Genomic DNA, 16,012 nt, shown 5'->3' on the forward strand with positions numbered 1-16,012 from the left:
GGAAAAAACTCCTTTCAATTTTGCGTTCTATTTACCTCGGGCGCTCAGATAACGCCCTGTTCTTTCAGCTCCGCCAGCCGCTCCGGGCTGACGCCGAACACGTCTTCGTACACAGCCTCATTGTCCTGGCCCAATGCCGGCGGCGCGGTGCGCAGCCGGGGCATGCTGTCCATCAGCTTCACGGGGTTGCCGTTGATGCGCAGGTGGCCGGCGGTGGGATGGTCGCACTCCAGGAACATCTCCCGCACGTTGGCGATGTGGTCGTTTTCCATAACGGCCTTGATGTCGTTAATGGGTCCGGCGGGAACGCCGGCGGCCAGGACCATGTCCACAGCCTCCTCAATGGTATGCTGGGTGGACCACTCCTCCACGATGACCTTCAGCTCCGCCTCGTGGGCCAGACGGTCGGCGGGTGTGGCATACCGGGGGTCGTTCACCAGCTCCGGCCGGTTCAGCACCTTGGTGCACAGCAGGGAGAACAGCTTGTCGTTGCCGCAGCCGATGACGAAGTCGCCGTCGCTGGCCTTAAAGGAATCGTAGGGAGCGGCGGAGGGATAGCGGTTGCCCATGCGGACCGGCTGGACGCCGTTGACTTGATAGCGCTGGGTGTTGTTTTCCAGGCAGGAGACCAAGCCATCCACCAGGGACACGTCCACCCGCTGACCCTTGCCGGTGATCTGCCGGCCGTTGATGGCCGCCAGGATGCCAATGCACAGGTTCAGTCCGCCCACCAGGTCGCCGATGGCGCTGCCGGTGCGGAGGGGGCCGCCGCCGTACTCGCCGGTGAGGCTCATGAGGCCGCTCATGGCCTGGGCGATGATGTCATAGCCGGGGCGCTGGTGCAAGGGACCGTAGGAGCCAAAGCCGGACACAGCGGCATAGATGATGCGGGGATTGACCTCCTTGAGCACGTCGTAACCAACGCCCAATTTGTCCATGACGCCGGGGCGGTAATTTTCCACCACCACGTCGGCGTTCTTTACCATTTCCTTGAACAGCTCCTTACCCGCGGGGCTTTTCAAGTTTAATGTAACACCTTTTTTGTTACGGTTAAGGTTACAGTAATACAGGCTCTCCCCATTTTGGAAAGGGGGAAGCTTGCGGGTGTCATCTCCGCTGCCGGGGATCTCGATCTTGATGACCTCGGCGCCCAGATCCGCCAGATACATGGTGCAGTAAGGACCCGCCATGACCCGGGTCAAGTCCAGTACGCGGATGTTGCTCAGTGCCAACGGCATATCCATGGGGATCACTCCTCCTTTTTTCTCTCCGGCACAGCATCTATGCCGGCAATTGACGTATTCTTTGATTAATTAAGCAAGTTTTGTGCCAGGTTTTCAGATCAGTCCCACCGACCGCAGGATGAACACAATGCCGGTCATGGTGAACAGGGACAAAAGGTGCGTCACCACCACGGCGCCGCAGGCCATGTTGCCGTCGCCGCCCAGCTTGTCGGTGATGATGTAGACATTCACCGCCGCCGGCATACCGCCCACCACCGTCAGCGTCACGATCTGCTCCGGCGCCAGGCCCGCCGCCGCGGCCATGAGGCCCCAGATGGCCGGCATGACGATCAGCTTCACGCCGGACACCCGCAGCAGCAGCTTCAAATTGCTCTGGATCACATCCAGCTTGATGCTGGCGCCCACCACCAGCAGCGCCATAGTGCTGGTGGCCACCTGGAGGTAGCTGAGGCTCTTGGTGACCACAAAGGGCAGCTGGATATGGAAATAGGCAAAGGGCAGGCCTGCCAGGATGGCCAGGACCATGGGGTTTTTCAAAATGCCCTTGAGGATCTTCCCCACATGGATGCCGCCCTCCCCTTCCTTGACGGTCATGAGGATGACGCCCTGGATGTTGTACAGCGGCAGCACCAACGCCAGGATCACCGCCGTGGCGGGCACGGATTCACTGTTGTAAATGTTTTGCAGCAGCGCCATGCCGAGATAGGCGAAATTGCCCCGGAAGCAGGCGTGGGAAAAGGCGCTCTGCTTGCTCTTGTCCCGGCAGAGGATGTTGCCGAACACCCAGGCCAGAATGAACTGGATCACCACGCCCACAGCGGTGACGGCCATATACCTGCCCTCAAAGGCCACACCCAGGTCCACGTTGCAGATGTCCAGAAACAGCTTGGCGGGCAGCATGACGTAGTACACCAGGTTGGTGGTGCGGGCAATGTAGTCCTCCGTAAACATCCCCTTGTGGGTCAAAAGACACCCCAGGCCCAGCAGCACAAACAGCGGCAGGCTCATATTGAGGCTGAACAGCAGATTTTGCAGCAAATAAATCCTCTCCCTTTTCCGTTACACAGTCTCAATTTTTAATATATAAGCAAATTTCTTGCCAGCTTTTCTCTCCGCGAAAATGCGCGGCCGAATGGCCGCGCATCCGCATTGTCATTCTATGAGGCTCAGTGCTTCGCCGGCACCTTCCGCTTCCAGATGGAGGGGGCGAACAGCAGCAGCATGGGGAAGATCTCCAGGCGGCCCACCAGCATGTCAAAGGACAGCAGCAGCTTGGCCCAGAGAGAGAACGAGGCAAAGTTCCCCATGGGGCCCACCACCTCCAGGCCGGGGCCGATGTTGTTCATACAGGCGGCCACCGCCGTAAAGGTGGTGACAAGGTCCATCTCCTCCAGGGACAGCAGCAGGCAGGACACGGTAAACACAATGAGGTACACCGTCAAAAACAGGTGGACGCTGCGGATGTTCTTCTCCCCGATGGGCTTGCCCTCGAACCGGACCGTGGCCACGGCGTTGGGGTGCAGCATCCTGCGCATGTCGCAGAAGGAGGTCTTGACCAGGATGACGACGCGGGCCACCTTCATGCCGCCGCCGGTGGAACCGGCGCAGGCGCCCACAAACATCAAGATCACCAGGATCGCCTTGGAAAAGGCCGGCCAGGTGTTGAAGTCCGCTGTGGCGTAGCCGGTGGTGGTGATGATGGAGGACACCTGGAACAGCGCGTAGCGGAGGCAGGCGCCGAAGCTCTGGTACAGGTGGGAAATGTTCACCGCGATGGCCAGCACCGACGCGGACACGATGAGCAGATACGCCCGCAGCTCCTCGGAGCAGACCACATCCCGGAACCGCCGGATCAGCAGGAAGTAGTACAGGTTGAAGTTCACGCCGAACAGCAGCATGAACACGCTGATGACCACGTCGAAATACACGCTGTCGTAGGCGCCCACACTGAGGTTGCGGCAGCTGAAGCCGCCGGTGCCGGCGGTGCCGAAGGCGTGGATGAGGGAATCGTACAGGGACATGCCCCCCAGGAGCAGCAGCACGGTCTCGATGACGGTCATGGCAAGATAGATACCGTAGAGGATCTTGGCGGTGTCGCTCATGCGGCTGACCAGCTTGCCCACAGTGGGGCCGGGAACCTCCGCCCGCATCAAGTGCATACCGTGGCCGTCGTTCATAGGCAGGATGGCCATGACGAACACCAGCACGCCCATGCCGCCCACCCAGTGGGTGAAGCTGCGCCAGAACAAGCCGCCCCGGCTGAGGGGCTCGATCTCCGTGAGGATGCTGGAGCCGGTGGTGGTAAAGCCGGAGACCGTCTCAAAAAAGGCGTCCACGTAATTGGGGATGTCACCGGAGATCACAAAGGGCAGCGCGCCGAACAGTGACATGCAGATCCACGCCAGCGCCACCACCGCCAGGCCGTCCCGGGCGTACAGTGCCGTGCTTTTGGGCTTTTTCCCGCTCATAACGCCGCCGCACAGCACCAGCAGCGCCGCCGGGATCAAAAACGGCCACGGCGCCTCTCCGTATAAAAGGGCCACCAGCAGGGGAAGCAGCAGCAGTGCCGCCTCCGTCAGCAGAATCCTGCCGATGACATAGGCGATCATTCGATTATTCACCGGATCACCTCTCCTTTACTGCAGGATGTCCCCGATGTCCCGGAGAGAGGTGTCCTTGGTCACCACGATCACATCGTCGTGGAGGTTCAGCACGTCGTCGCCGGAGGGGATGATGATCTGGCCGTTCTGGCGGACGATGCCCGCCAGCAGGATGCCGCTTTTCAGCTTCAAGTCTTTCAGAGGCACGCCGATGTAAGGTGCCGGGGTGGTGACGCCGAATTCCAGGGCCTCCACCGTCTCGTCCACGATGTGGTGCAGGGTCTTGATCTGGGAGCCGGTGGCGTTCTGCATAGCCCGGACATACTGGAGGATGAGCTCCGCCGTCACGGCGCCGGCGGACACCACGCTGTCGATCATGCTCTCGGCCGCCACCAGCTCCAGCAGGGAGCGGCGGTTGATCTTGGCCACCACCTTGCACTCCCCCGCCAGGCGGGAAGCGCTCATGGACATGAGGATGTTGGCCTCGTCCATGCCGGTCAAGGCCACGAAGGCGTCCGTCTGGCCGATGCCCTCCTCGTGGAGCAGCTCGCTGTCGGTGCCGTCGCCCACGATGACCAGGGCCCGGGGCAGCTGCTCGCTCATGCGGACGCACCGCTGCTCATCCCGGTCGATGATCTTCACGGCCATGCCCATTTCAATGAGCTCCTGGGCCAGGTAATAGCACATTTTGCTGGCGCCCACGATCATAACGGAGGTCGCCCGCTTGCGGAACACGCCCAGGTGCCGGAAAAACTGCTCCAGCTGGGCGGGAGAGGAGGTGAGGTAGATCTTGTCGCCGGACTGAAGGACAAAGTCGCCGGAGGGGATGATGGTCTCCCCCTTCCGGGCCACGGCGCAGATCAGTACACGGACCCGGATATTCCGGTACAGGTCCGACAGCTGCATACCGTGGAGGGCGGACCCCTCCGGCAGGCGGTACTCCACCAGCTCCAGCCGGCCCTTGGAGAAGGACTCCAGCTTCATGGCGTTGGGGAAGCGCAGCACACGGGCGATCTCCCGGGCGGTGGCCTTTTCCGGGTTGATGGACATGGAAAGGCCCAGCTCCTCCCGCATGAAGCGCAGCTGCTTTTCATACTCCGGGTTGCGGATGCGGGCAATGGTGTGCTGCACGCCCAGCTTTTTGGCCACAAGACACGCCACGATGTTGGTCTCGTCGCTGGAGGTGGTGGCGATCAGCAGCTCCGCCTTGTCGGTCTCCGCCTCCTTCTGCACCTCGTAGCTGGCGCCGTTTCCGCACACGCCCATCACGTCGTGGATATTGATGATGTTGTCGATGAGCTGGGGGTTCTGGTCAATGACCGTCACCTGGTTCTTCACCGACAGGTGCTGCGTCAGCGCCAGGCCCACTTTACCCGCGCCCACGATGATGATTCTCATGGTGTTACCTCATTCTATCCCGCGGATACGGTCCGCGGCTAATATCATTGTATGAAGGAATTATAAAGGAAAGCTTCCAAAAAGTGAATACCTTTCTGCCGCCTCTGACGGAAAATTTATGCTGCCGGCGGATTTCGGCGAAATTCTTCTTGACAAACCGCCTGCATCTGCGTAGAATATGTTCAAATATTTTAGTTAAATATTTTTAATTAAAATAATTTATATTTCGACAAGGAGAACCTCATATGGAATTCGAGAAAGTACGGGACATCATTGTGGAGACCCTGGGCTGCGATGCCGAGCAGGTGACGCTGGAAGCCAGCCTGGCTGACGATCTGGGCGCCGATTCCCTGGCTTCCGTGGAGCTGGTCATGGCTCTGGAAGAGGCCGCCGGCATCTCCATCGACGACGCCGATGTGGCCGGTCTCAAGACCGTGGGCGACATCATGAGCTATCTGAAGGCACATCAGAACTGACTTGTCCGCCCCGCCGGAGGCCCTTGCACCTCCGGCGGGGAAATCTTTCCGCTGAGAGAGGAACACTATGACCAACCAAGAGATCTTTGACCTGATGGACCGCTTCCAGCGCAGCTCCCTGCGCGCCATGAAGCTGTCCTGCCAGGATTTTTCCATAGAGCTGGAGCAGGGCGCCGCGGCGGCCCCCGCGGCCGCCGCTCCGGCAGCCGTCCCCGCTCCGCCGGCGGCCGCTCCCGCTCCCCAGGCGGAGGGCCCCGTCATTTCCGCGCCGCTGGTGGGCACCTACTACGCCGCCCCCGCCCCCGAGCAGCCTCCCTTCGTCGCGGCAGGCGACCGGGTGAAAAAGGGCCAGACGGTGTGCCTCATTGAGGCCATGAAAATGATGAGCGAGGTCCCCGCCCCCTGTGACTGTGTCATCGAAGAGGTTCTGAAGGCCAACGGAGAGCTGGCGGCCTTCGGCGAGGCCCTCTTCCGCTACCGGCCATGCTGAAGCGGGTCTTGATCGCCAACCGGGGCGAGATCGCCCTGCGGGTGCTGCGGGCCTGCCGGGAGATGGACATTGAGACCGTGGCCGTCTACTCCGAGGCGGACGCGGAAGCCCTCCATGTCCAGCTAGCCACCCAGGCGGTGTGCATCGGCCCCTCCCGGGCGGCGGACAGCTATTTGAACCAGGACGCCCTGCTGACAGTGGCGGCAGCCACCGGCTGCGACGGCCTTCACCCCGGTTACGGCTTTTTGTCTGAAAACGCCGACTTTGCCGACGCCTGCGCCCAGGCGGGCATCACCTTCATCGGTCCCTCCGGCGACACCATCCGCAAGGCCGGCTCCAAATCCGCCGCCCGGGAGCTGATGCGGGCCGCCGGCGTGCCGGTGACCCCCGGCTCCGGCGGCCCGGTGGACAGTGTGGACGCGGCCCTGGCCGCGGCGGAAGCCGTGGGCTATCCCGTGCTGCTGAAGGCCAGCGCCGGCGGCGGCGGACGGGGCATCCGCCGCTGCGACAGCCCCGAGGCCCTGCCCGCCGCCTACGCGGAGGCAAAGGCCGAGGCCAAGGCCTGCTTCGGCGACGATGAGATGTACCTGGAAAAGCTGGTGCTGCGGCCCCGGCACATTGAGTTCCAGGTGCTGGCGGACCGTTTCGGAAACGTCATCCACCTGGGCGACAGGGACTGCTCCGTCCAGCGGCGCAACCAAAAGCTCATTGAGGAGGCCCCCGCCCGGTGCTTGACGCCGCAGCTGCGGGCGGCCATGGGCCAGGCCGCCGTCCGTGCGGCCCGGGCCGTAGGGTACGAAAACGCCGGCACCGTGGAATTTTTGCTGGACGCTGACGGAGAGCACTTCTACTTCATGGAGATGAACACCCGCATCCAGGTGGAGCACGGCGTCACAGAGCTCATCACCGGCGTGGACCTGGTGCGCCAGCAGCTGCGCATCGCCTCCGGATTGTCCCTGGACATGACCCAGGCGGACATTCGTCTGGAGGGCCACGCCCTGGAGTGCCGCATCAACGCCGAGGACCCGGCGAAAAATTTCCAGCCCTGCCCCGGCCAGGTGTCCTTCCTCCACTTCCCCGGCGGCGCCGGGGTCCGGGTGGACTCCTGCCTGTACAACGGCTGCGCCCTGTCTCCCTACTACGACTCCATGGCCGCCAAGCTCCTGGTCCACGCCCCTACCCGGCTGGAAGCCATCCGCAAAATGCGCCGCTGTCTGGAGGAATTCGCCCTGGAGGGCTTCCCCACCAACGCGGAGCTCAGCTACCAGATCCTGTACCATCCCACCTTCGTCCGGGGCGGCTGCACCACGGCCTTCCTGGACGAGAACCTGCCCCGGCTGCTGGATTTCAACCGGCGGCTCAGTGAAAGCGAGGGTGAGGCATGAATTCTGTTTTCGCCAAGCGCCGGGCCCGCCTCCTGGCCATGAAGGCCATGCGGGACAACTACATTCCCGGCGAGAAGCGCATCTCCTGCCCCCAGTGCGGCCAGGAGAGCGAGCGCCGCGTGGTGTCCCAGGGCCTGTCCGTGTGCCCCAAGTGCGGCTACCACTGGCCCATCGGCGCCTATTACCGTCTCAGCACCATTCTGGACCCCGGCTCCTTCCGGGAGCTGCACCCCCGGCTGAGCGCCGGCGACCCCCTGCACTTCCCCGGCTACAAGGAAAAGCTGGCCGCCGCCCAGCGCAAGACCGGCCTCACGGAGGCCGTGGTCACCGCCACGGGCACTATCGGCGGCAGCCGATGCGTGGTGGGCGTGCTGGACAGCCGCTTTCTCATGGGCTCCATGAGCGCCGCCGTGGGAGAAAAGATCGCCCTGGCCATTGAGTTTGCCGCCAAGAACAAGCTGCCCCTCATCCTCTTCGCCGCCAGCGGCGGAGCCCGGATGCAGGAGGGCATTTTGTCCCTCATGCAGATGGCCAAGACCAGCGCCGCCCTGGCCCGGTTTTCCGACAAGGGGCTGCTGTATATCTCCGTTTTGACGGACCCCACCACCGGCGGCGTCACCGCCAGCTTCGCCTCCCTGGGCGACATCATCCTGGCGGAGCCCGGCGCCCTCATCGGCTTTGCCGGTCCCCGGGTCATCCAGCAGACCATCGGCGAGACCCTGCCGGAGGGCTTCCAGCGGGCGGAGTACCAGGAGGCCCACGGCTTCGTGGACGCGGTGGTCCCCCGCGTACAGCTGCGGGACACCCTGGCCCAGCTGCTGCGGCTTCACGAGAAGGGAGGCCGGCATGAGTAACAGCTCCCTCACCGCCGCGGAGCGGGTAAACATCGCCCGCCACCCCCAGCGGCCCAACATCAGCGACTATATCGGCGCCCTGTTCACGGATTTCTTTGAACAGAAGGGCGACCGCCTGTGCGGCGAGGACGCCGCCATTTTAGGGGGTGTGGCACTGTACCACGGCCGCCCCGTCACCGTCATCGGCACCCGAAAGGGCAAGACCCTGGAGGAAAACTTAACATGCAACTTCGGCATGCCCAACCCCGAGGGCTACCGCAAGGCCCTGCGGCTGATGCGCCAGGCGGAGAAGTTCCGCCGCCCCATTTTTACGTTCATCGACACCTCCGGCGCCTATCCCGGCCTGGAGGCGGAGGCCCGGGGACAGGGAGAGGCCATCGCCCGGAACCTCATGGAGATGAGCCGCCTAACCGTCCCCGTCATTGCCGTCATCACCGGCGAGGGCAACAGCGGCGGCGCACTGGCCCTGGGGGTTGCCGACCGGGTGCTCATGCTGGAAAACGCCGTGTACGCCATTTTGTCCCCGGAGGGCTTCGCTTCCATTTTGTGGAAGGACGCCCAGCGGCGGGACGAGGCCTGCGGCCTCATGAAGCTGACGGCGCCGGACCTTCTGGAGCTGGGCGTCATTGACGACGTCATCCCGGAGCCGGAGGGCGGCGCCCATGTCTCCCCCGCCGTGGCCTTGCGCCAGGTGGACCGCTGCATCGCCCGCCACCTGGCGGAGCTGGACAAGGAGAGCGGCAAGGCTCTGGCGGCGGCACGCTATCAAAAATTCAGACGTCTGGGAGCACCCGCCTCCCAAAAGGAGGAAGGATGAACGGAATCAAGATCCGCGGCACCGGCCGCGCCGTCCCGGAAAAGGTGGTCACCAACCGGGACCTGGAACAGATCGTGGAGACCAACGACGAGTGGATCACCAGCCGCACCGGCATCCAGCGGCGGCACCACTGCATCGGCGAGACCCACACCTCCTTGTGTGTATCCGCCGCGAAGGCGGCTCTGGACCGCGCCGGCGTCTCCCCGGACCAGGTCGGCGCCTGCATCGTGGCCACCGTCACGGCGGACACCCTGGTCCCCTCCGCCGCCTGCATGCTCCAGCGGGAGCTGGGACTGCCCACGGACACCCCCTGCTTTGACCTGAACGCAGCCTGCACCGGCTTTCTCTACGCCCTGCACACCATGGAGTGCCTGCTGAACGCCTCCCCCCGGAAATTCGGTCTGGTGGTGGGCGGTGAGCAGCTGAGCCGCGTCATCAACTGGGACGACCGGGGCACCTGCATCCTCTTCGGCGACGGTGCGGGCGCCGCCGTGGTGGAGTGCCGGGAGGGCTGGCCCTCCATCGGCGCCGTGCTGGGCAGCCAAGGTGACAACGAGCTGCTGCGGCTGCCGGGCATTGAAACCGGAGAACGGAGCCTCATCGCCATGGAGGGCACCAAGGTCTTTAAGTTTGCCGTGGAGGCCATCCCTCGCTGTATGGAACAGGTGCTGGCAAAGGCCCATATGACGGTGGAGGACGTGGACTTTTTCGTGTTCCACCAGGCCAACGCCCGCATCATCGACCTGGCGGTGCGGAAGTTCCGCATTCCGCCGGAAAAGTACTATAAAAACATCCACGAATACGGCAACACCTCCGCCGCCAGCATTCCTCTGGTCCTCAGCGAACTGCAGGACCAGGGCAAGGTGGGCCCCGGCTCCCGGACGCTGGTGGTGGGCTTCGGCGGCGGCCTCACCTGGGGCGGCGCACTTATTGAGTTTGCGTGAGGTTGAAAAAATGAAAAAGCTAAACGAGATCCTGGGAACCGAGTTCCCCTTCATCCAGGGCGGCATGGCCAATATCGCCACCGGCGAATTCGCAGCCGCCTGAGCACCCCACAAAATCCCTTGATTTTGCGGGGACCCCGCATTTCACTCAAATCGTCCGAAATGAATTCGGCCGATTTCAAGATTTCCGGCGCCGCCGGAAATGCTTGCACGCCGGACTTCCGGCGCCGCCCCAAGGGGCGGGCCATGCCGCTTTGTCCAGATAGGAGAACACTATGAAAAAGCTAAACGAGATCCTGGGAACCGAGTTCCCCTTCATCCAGGGCGGCATGGCCAATATCGCCACCGGCGAATTCGCAGCCGCCTGCTCCAACGCCGGTGCCCTGGGGGTCATTGCCACCGGCGGCATGCTGAAGGCCGATTTGCTGCGTGAGCAGATCCGCATCTGCAAGAGCCTGACGGACAAGCCCTTCGGCGTGAATCTGATGCTCATGAACCCCTGCGCCGACGAGATGGCGAAGATCATTATCGACGAGGGCGTCCAGGTGGTCACTACCGGCGCCGGCACCCCCGGCAAGTACATCCCCGCCTGGAAAGAGGCGGGCGTGAAGGTTTTGCCGGTGGTGGCTGCTTCCATCCTGGCCAAGCGCCTGGTGAACGCCGGTGCCGACGCCGTCATCGCCGAGGGCACAGAGTCCGGCGGCCACGTGGGTGAGATGACCACCATGGCCCTGGTGCCCCAGGTCATCGACGCGGTGGATGTCCCCGTTATCGCCGCCGGCGGCATCGCCGACGGCCGCCAGCTGGCCGCCGCCTTCGCCCTGGGTGCCTGCGGCGCCCAGGTGGGCACCTGCCTGCTGGTGAGCAAGGAATGTCCCATCCACGACAACTACAAGCAGGCCCTGCTGAAGGCCAAGGACAGCGACACCACCGTCACCGGCCGCTCCATCGGCGGCCCCGTGCGGGTGCTGAAGAACAAAATGGCCCGGCAGTACCTGGCTCTGGAGAAAAAGGGCGCCTCTCTGGAGGAGCTGGAGCGTCACACCCTGGGCGGCCTGCGCCGGGCGGTGTTTGACGGCGACATGGAAAACGGCAGCGTCATGGCCGGCCAGGTGGCCGGCATGCTCCACGAGATCCGCCCCGTCCGGGAGATCTTTGAGGAGCTGTACAGCCAGAGCCGCGCTGTTTTGGAGGCGACGAACCGGGAATGGCAGTGACGATTCGGGGGAAGGAGCTGACCCTTCCCATTCTGCAGGGCGGCATGGGCGTCGGCGTCAGCCTGGACCGCCTGGCCGGTGCCGTGGCCGCCTGCGGCGGCATGGGCACCATCTCCACCGCCATGTGCGGCTACCGGGAACCGGACTTTGCCGCCGACCCCAAGGGCGCCAACCTGCGGGCCCTGGCCCGGCAGGTCCAAGCCGCCAAAGCCGCCGCCAAGGGCGCCGGCATGGTGGCCGTCAACGCCATGGTAGCCACCACCCAGTACGCCGACAGCGTCCGCACCGCCCTGCGGGCGGGGGTGGACGCCGTGGTGTGCGGCGCGGGGTTGCCCCGTGACCTGCCGGGCATCGCCGCCCAGGTCCCCGAAAGCGACGCCGCCCTGGCCCCCATCGTCAGCGGTGGACGGGCCGCGGGCCTCATCTGCAAGCTCTGGGACCGCCACCACGGCCGGGTGCCGGATTTTGTGGTGCTGGAGGGTCCCCTGGCCGGCGGTCACCTGGGCTTTTCCAAGGAGGAGGCCCGGGAGGCCCAGGCAGGGCGTCCCAAGCCTCTGGGCACGCTCCTCCGGGAGGTGATGGAGGCCCTGGCCCCCTTCCGGGAGAAATACGGCCGGGACATTCCCGTATTCGTGGCGGGCGGCGTGGAAAGCGGCGCTGACATGGCCCGGTACATGAAGGCCGGCGCCGCCGGCGCCCAGTTTGCCACCCGCTTCATCGCAACGGAGGAGTGCGACGCCGGCGAGTGCTACAAGCAGCGGCTGCTGGACGCCAGGGCGGAGGACATCACCATCGTCCAAAGTCCCGTGGGCATGCCGGGCCGGGCGCTCCGCAGCCCCCTTATCCAGCGGGTGGAGGACGGCACGCAGCCCCGTCCGGACCGCTGCGTCAACTGTCTTTCCGTCTGTGACCCCAAGACCGCGCCCTACTGCATCTCCCGGGCCTTGATCGCCGCCGCCCGGGGAGACTGGGAAAACGGCCTGTTCTTCTGCGGCGCCAACGCCGGGAACGTGAGCCGGCTTTCCACCGTCCGGGAGCAGATGGACCAAATCATGAGAGAATGGAGGGCCGCCCAATGAAGCTTGGCTTTTTATACGCCGGACAGGGCAGCCAGCACCCGGGCATGGGCGCTGACCTGTACGAGACCTTTCCCGCCTTCCGCGCCGTCATCGACAGCGCCCCGGTGGAGTTTGACTTAAAGGAAGTTTCCTTTACGGACGCCGCCGGCGTTCTGAACCAGACCCGCTACACCCAGCCATGCATGGTGGCCTTTGCCGCCGGCATGACGGCGGTGCTGGCGGAGCGGGGCATCGTTCCCGCCGCCGCCGCGGGCCTTTCCCTGGGCGAATACTCCGCCCTCCACGCCGCCGGCGTCTTTGACGCCGCCACTGCCGTGAAGCTGGTGGCCTTCCGGGGCCGCGCCATGGAGGAGGCGGCCCGAGACATCGAATCCGCCATGATGGCGGTGCTGGGGTTGGACCGTGTCTCCCTCCAGGTCGCCTGCGATGAGGCGTCCGCCCTGGGCTGCGTGGTCATCGCCAACTACAACTGCCCCGGCCAACTGGTCCTGGGTGGCGAGAAGGCCGCCGTGGAAAAGGCCGCCGCCCTGGCAAAGGAACGGGGCGCCCGCCGGTGCCTGCCCTTGAAGGTCAGCGGTCCCTTCCACACCCCCCTCATGGCCCCCGCCGGGAAAGCTCTGGAGGAGCATTTCCGCTCCGTGGACTTCGCCCGGCCCCGGATCCCCGTTATTTTCAACTGCCTGGGAGATGTGAAGGACGACTCCGTCACCATTCCGGAGCTGCTGGTCAAACAGGTGCAGAGCAGTGTGTTCATGGAGGACTCCATCCGGAAAATGGCCGCCATGGGCCTGGACGCCCTGGTGGAGATCGGTCCCGGCAAGGCCCTCAGCGGCTTTGTGAAAAAGACGGCGCCGGAGCTGCCGGTGTACGCCGTGGAGACCGTTGCGGATGTGGAGGCCCTTGCAAACGCGGTAAAGGAGAGGGAAGCATGAATTTTTCTGGAAAGACCGCCGTGGTCACCGGCGGCAGCCGGGGAATCGGCCGGGCCGTGTGCCTGGAGCTGGCAAAGGGCGGCGCCAACGTGGTGCTGTGCTACGCCGGTAACGAATCCGCCGCCCATGATACCGTGACCGCCTGCGAGGCCCTGGGAGCCAAGGCTTTGACCGTCCGCTGCAACGTGGCGGAATCCGGCGAGGTGAAGTCTCTCTTGGACGCCGCCGTCCAAGCCTTTGGCCGCATCGACATTCTGGTGAACAACGCCGGCATCACCCGGGACGGCCTGCTCATGATGATGAAGGACGAGGATTTTGACGCCGTCATCGACACGAATCTGAAAGGCACCCTTTTGTGCATGAAGGCGGTGTCCCGCCTCATGATGCGCCAGCGGTATGGCCGCATCGTGAACCTCAGCAGCGTGGTGGGCCTCCGGGGCAACGCCGGCCAGGTGAATTACGCCGCCAGCAAGGCGGGCGTCATCGGCATGACCAAGTCCCTTGCCAAGGAGTTGGCCTCCCGGGGCGTCACCGTCAACGCCGTGGCCCCCGGCTTTATTGAGACAGATATGACCGCCGCCATGACGGACGCCGCCAAGACCGCCACCCTGGCCTCCATCCCCATGCAGAAGCTGGGAGCGCCGGAGGACGTGGCCCGGGCGGTGGCGTTCCTGGCCAGCGATGAGGCCGCCTACATCACCGGCCAGGTGCTGGCCGTGGACGGCGGGATGGCCATGTAAAAACCGTCAAGGGGGAGCAGGCTCCCCCTTAAAAATCCCCCACTACCAGTGAACCGCGTTCACTGGTGAACGCCGCCCAAGGCGGCTGAATCAATGTGTTTTTGCCACGTACACGCCGCGGCAAAAATGATTTCATTTTGCAGGAGGTACACTATGGATCGACGCAGAGTCGTCATTACCGGCCTGGGGGCCGTTACCCCCGTGGGCCTTACCGCGTCCGAGAGCTGGCAGGCCGTGAAAGATGGCGTGTGCGGCATCGCTCCCATCACCCAGTTCGACCCCACCGGCATGAAGGTCCGGCTGGCCGCCGAGGTCAAGGGCTTCGACCCGGCCAACTACATGAGCAAGCCGGAGGCCAAGCACATGGGCCGCTTTACCCAGTTTGCCGTGGCCTGCGCCAAAGAGGCTCTGGCGGACGCGGCCTTTGACCCCGCCCAGGCGGACCTGGACCGCTGCGGCGTCATCATCTCCAGCGGCATCGGCGGATTGTCCATCACCGAGAGTGAGCATGACCGGGGCAAGGAAAAGGGCTGGGACCGGGTGTCCCCCTTCTACATCCCCATGGGCATCTGCAACATGGCCGCGGGACAGGTGGCCATCCTCAGCGGCTTCCGGGGTATGTGCACCTGCCCCGTCACCGCCTGCGCCGGCGGCACCAACGCCGTGGGCGACGCCTTCCACTATATCCGGGACGGCTATGCCGACGCCATGCTCTGCGGCGGCACCGAGGCCAGCGTCACGCCCCTGGCTATCGGCGGCTTCACCTCCATGAAGGCTCTGACCCAGGCGGAGGACCCCGCCCGGGCCTCTATTCCCTTTGACGCGGAGCGCAGCGGCTTCGTCCTGGGTGAGGGCGCCGGCATGCTGCTTTTGGAGGAGCTGGACCACGCCCTTGCACGGGGCGCCCGTATTTACGCGGAGATCACAGGCTACGGCGCCACCTGCGACGCCTACCACATGACCGCTCCCCGGCCCGACGGCAGCGGCGGCGCCAAGGCCATGGCGCTGGCCCTGGCGGACGGCGGCGCGGCGCCGGAGGACGTGGACTACATCAACGCCCACGGCACCTCTACCCACCTCAACGACGCCGGTGAGACCGCCGCCGTAAAGACGGTGTTCGGCCCCCACGCCTACCAGCTGGCCATGAGCTCCACCAAGTCCATGACCGGCCACATGCTGGGCGCCGCCGGCGCCGTGGAGGCCATCTTCACCGCTCTCAGCCTCCATGACGGCTTCCTGCCCGCCACCATCCACTACCAGGTCCCCGACCCGGCATGTGACCTGGACGTGGTGCCCAACCAGGGCCGCAGCGCCGATGTCCGGTACGCCATGAGCAACTCCCTGGGCTTCGGCGGCCACAACGGCTGCCTGCTGATGAAGAAATGGGAGGCGTGAATATGGAACTGAGCTCCAACCAGATCGCCCAGATCCTGCCCCACCGCTATCCCTTCGCCCTGGTGGACCGCATCACCGACTATGAGCCCGGCCAGTGGGCCAAGGGCATCAAGTGCGTCAGCGCCGCCGAGCCGGTGTTCTGCGGCCACTTCCCCCAGCAGCACGTCTTTCCCGGCGTGCTGATTCTGGAGGCCATGGCCCAGGTGGGCGCCATCGCCATTTTGTCCCTGCCGGAGAACCAGGGCAAGATCGCCCTGTTCGGCGGCGTGAAAAACGCCCGCTTCAAGCGGAAGGTCATCCCCGGCGACGTGCTGGAGATGGAATGTGTGCTGACCAAGCGCCGGGGGCCCGTGGGCGTGGGCGCGTGCAAGGCCATGGTGAACGGCCAGCTTGCCTGCACGGCGGAATTGACCTTCGCCATCAGCGAATAACGGTTGCTGT

The 16,012-nt window shown here is 64.5% G+C and carries 16 protein-coding genes; 12 read left to right on the forward strand and 4 right to left on the reverse strand.

Annotated elements, in window-relative coordinates; genetic code table 11:
- Positions 1-44 precede the first annotated feature (44 nt).
- The 4 genes from ACTQ4R_RS11615 to trkA form a co-directional block, all read right to left on the reverse strand.
- A complete protein-coding gene (locus tag ACTQ4R_RS11615; RefSeq protein WP_441628856.1) occupies positions 45-1,244 on the reverse strand; it encodes a CaiB/BaiF CoA transferase family protein in 1,200 nt (399 codons plus the stop codon).
- Between the two features lie 93 nt (positions 1,245-1,337).
- Positions 1,338-2,282 (reverse strand): AEC family transporter, encoded by a 945-nt coding sequence (locus tag ACTQ4R_RS11620; protein ID WP_441628858.1) that lies wholly within the window; start codon positions 2,280-2,282, stop codon positions 1,338-1,340.
- A gap of 128 nt (positions 2,283-2,410) precedes the next feature.
- A complete protein-coding gene (locus tag ACTQ4R_RS11625) occupies positions 2,411-3,865 on the reverse strand; it encodes a TrkH family potassium uptake protein (protein ID WP_441628860.1) in 1,455 nt (484 codons plus the stop codon).
- Positions 3,866-3,880: 15 nt separating this feature from the next.
- Positions 3,881-5,242, reverse strand: a complete 1,362-nt coding sequence (trkA, locus tag ACTQ4R_RS11630) for a Trk system potassium transporter TrkA (protein ID WP_441628862.1) — start codon at positions 5,240-5,242, stop codon at positions 3,881-3,883.
- A gap of 245 nt (positions 5,243-5,487) precedes the next feature.
- Between trkA and acpP the strand changes: the two genes are divergently transcribed.
- The 12 genes from acpP (at position 5,488) to fabZ (ending at position 16,002) form a co-directional block, all read left to right on the forward strand.
- A complete protein-coding gene (gene acpP, locus ACTQ4R_RS11635) occupies positions 5,488-5,718 on the forward strand; it encodes an acyl carrier protein (protein WP_441628863.1) in 231 nt (76 codons plus the stop codon).
- 67 nt (positions 5,719-5,785) lie between these two features.
- Positions 5,786-6,208: an acetyl-CoA carboxylase biotin carboxyl carrier protein gene (locus tag ACTQ4R_RS11640; protein ID WP_441628865.1), complete on the forward strand. Its 423-nt coding sequence runs from the start codon at positions 5,786-5,788 to the stop codon at positions 6,206-6,208.
- Positions 6,202-7,593: an acetyl-CoA carboxylase biotin carboxylase subunit gene (gene accC / locus ACTQ4R_RS11645; protein ID WP_441628867.1), complete on the forward strand. Its 1,392-nt coding sequence runs from the start codon at positions 6,202-6,204 to the stop codon at positions 7,591-7,593. The genes ACTQ4R_RS11640 and accC overlap by 7 nt, the downstream gene beginning before the upstream one ends.
- Complete coding sequence (gene accD / locus ACTQ4R_RS11650) at positions 7,590-8,447, forward strand: acetyl-CoA carboxylase, carboxyltransferase subunit beta (protein WP_441628869.1); 858 nt, start codon at positions 7,590-7,592, stop codon at positions 8,445-8,447. The genes accC and accD overlap by 4 nt, the downstream gene beginning before the upstream one ends.
- Positions 8,440-9,264, forward strand: a complete 825-nt coding sequence (locus tag ACTQ4R_RS11655; RefSeq protein WP_441628870.1) for an acetyl-CoA carboxylase carboxyltransferase subunit alpha — start codon at positions 8,440-8,442, stop codon at positions 9,262-9,264. Before accD ends, ACTQ4R_RS11655 begins: the two co-directional genes overlap by 8 nt.
- Positions 9,261-10,208: a beta-ketoacyl-ACP synthase III gene (locus ACTQ4R_RS11660; RefSeq protein ID WP_441628872.1), complete on the forward strand. Its 948-nt coding sequence runs from the start codon at positions 9,261-9,263 to the stop codon at positions 10,206-10,208. The genes ACTQ4R_RS11655 and ACTQ4R_RS11660 overlap by 4 nt, the downstream gene beginning before the upstream one ends.
- A gap of 275 nt (positions 10,209-10,483) precedes the next feature.
- On the forward strand, positions 10,484-11,425 hold the full coding sequence (locus ACTQ4R_RS11665; RefSeq protein ID WP_441628874.1) for a nitronate monooxygenase: 942 nt from the start codon (positions 10,484-10,486) through the stop codon (positions 11,423-11,425).
- Positions 11,416-12,504: an NAD(P)H-dependent flavin oxidoreductase gene (locus tag ACTQ4R_RS11670; protein WP_441628876.1), complete on the forward strand. Its 1,089-nt coding sequence runs from the start codon at positions 11,416-11,418 to the stop codon at positions 12,502-12,504. The genes ACTQ4R_RS11665 and ACTQ4R_RS11670 overlap by 10 nt, the downstream gene beginning before the upstream one ends.
- Positions 12,501-13,436 carry an ACP S-malonyltransferase gene (gene fabD / locus ACTQ4R_RS11675; RefSeq protein ID WP_441628877.1) on the forward strand — a complete coding sequence of 312 codons (936 nt, stop codon included), beginning with the start codon at positions 12,501-12,503 and terminating at the stop codon, positions 13,434-13,436. Before ACTQ4R_RS11670 ends, fabD begins: the two co-directional genes overlap by 4 nt.
- Positions 13,433-14,176, forward strand: a complete 744-nt coding sequence (fabG, locus tag ACTQ4R_RS11680; protein WP_441628879.1) for a 3-oxoacyl-[acyl-carrier-protein] reductase — start codon at positions 13,433-13,435, stop codon at positions 14,174-14,176. Before fabD ends, fabG begins: the two co-directional genes overlap by 4 nt.
- Before the next feature lie 153 nt (positions 14,177-14,329).
- Positions 14,330-15,571 (forward strand): beta-ketoacyl-ACP synthase II, encoded by a 1,242-nt coding sequence (gene fabF, locus ACTQ4R_RS11685; protein WP_441628881.1) that lies wholly within the window; start codon positions 14,330-14,332, stop codon positions 15,569-15,571.
- Between the two features lie 2 nt (positions 15,572-15,573).
- On the forward strand, positions 15,574-16,002 hold the full coding sequence (gene fabZ / locus ACTQ4R_RS11690) for a 3-hydroxyacyl-ACP dehydratase FabZ (RefSeq protein ID WP_441628883.1): 429 nt from the start codon (positions 15,574-15,576) through the stop codon (positions 16,000-16,002).
- Positions 16,003-16,012: the final 10 nt, after the last annotated feature.

This window comes from Dysosmobacter sp. Sow4_B12, from assembly GCF_052116665.1.
GTDB lineage: Bacteria > Bacillota > Clostridia > Oscillospirales > Oscillospiraceae > Oscillibacter.

What these genes read in the sequence shown, in the direction of transcription:
- ACTQ4R_RS11615 (WP_441628856.1), bottom strand. Translation starts at nt 1,244, where the DNA reads ATGGATATGCCGTTGGCACTGAGCAACATCCGCGTACTGGACTTGACC.
- trkA (WP_441628862.1), bottom strand. Translation starts at nt 5,242, where the DNA reads ATGAGAATCATCATCGTGGGCGCGGGTAAAGTGGGCCTGGCGCTGACG.
- acpP (WP_441628863.1), top strand. Translation starts at nt 5,488, where the DNA reads ATGGAATTCGAGAAAGTACGGGACATCATTGTGGAGACCCTGGGCTGC.
- ACTQ4R_RS11640 (WP_441628865.1), top strand. Translation starts at nt 5,786, where the DNA reads ATGACCAACCAAGAGATCTTTGACCTGATGGACCGCTTCCAGCGCAGC.
- accC (WP_441628867.1), top strand. Translation starts at nt 6,202, where the DNA reads ATGCTGAAGCGGGTCTTGATCGCCAACCGGGGCGAGATCGCCCTGCGG.
- accD (WP_441628869.1), top strand. Translation starts at nt 7,590, where the DNA reads ATGAATTCTGTTTTCGCCAAGCGCCGGGCCCGCCTCCTGGCCATGAAG.
- ACTQ4R_RS11655 (WP_441628870.1), top strand. Translation starts at nt 8,440, where the DNA reads ATGAGTAACAGCTCCCTCACCGCCGCGGAGCGGGTAAACATCGCCCGC.
- ACTQ4R_RS11660 (WP_441628872.1), top strand. Translation starts at nt 9,261, where the DNA reads ATGAACGGAATCAAGATCCGCGGCACCGGCCGCGCCGTCCCGGAAAAG.
- ACTQ4R_RS11665 (WP_441628874.1), top strand. Translation starts at nt 10,484, where the DNA reads ATGAAAAAGCTAAACGAGATCCTGGGAACCGAGTTCCCCTTCATCCAG.
- ACTQ4R_RS11670 (WP_441628876.1), top strand. Translation starts at nt 11,416, where the DNA reads ATGGCAGTGACGATTCGGGGGAAGGAGCTGACCCTTCCCATTCTGCAG.
- fabD (WP_441628877.1), top strand. Translation starts at nt 12,501, where the DNA reads ATGAAGCTTGGCTTTTTATACGCCGGACAGGGCAGCCAGCACCCGGGC.
- fabG (WP_441628879.1), top strand. Translation starts at nt 13,433, where the DNA reads ATGAATTTTTCTGGAAAGACCGCCGTGGTCACCGGCGGCAGCCGGGGA.
- fabF (WP_441628881.1), top strand. Translation starts at nt 14,330, where the DNA reads ATGGATCGACGCAGAGTCGTCATTACCGGCCTGGGGGCCGTTACCCCC.
- fabZ (WP_441628883.1), top strand. Translation starts at nt 15,574, where the DNA reads ATGGAACTGAGCTCCAACCAGATCGCCCAGATCCTGCCCCACCGCTAT.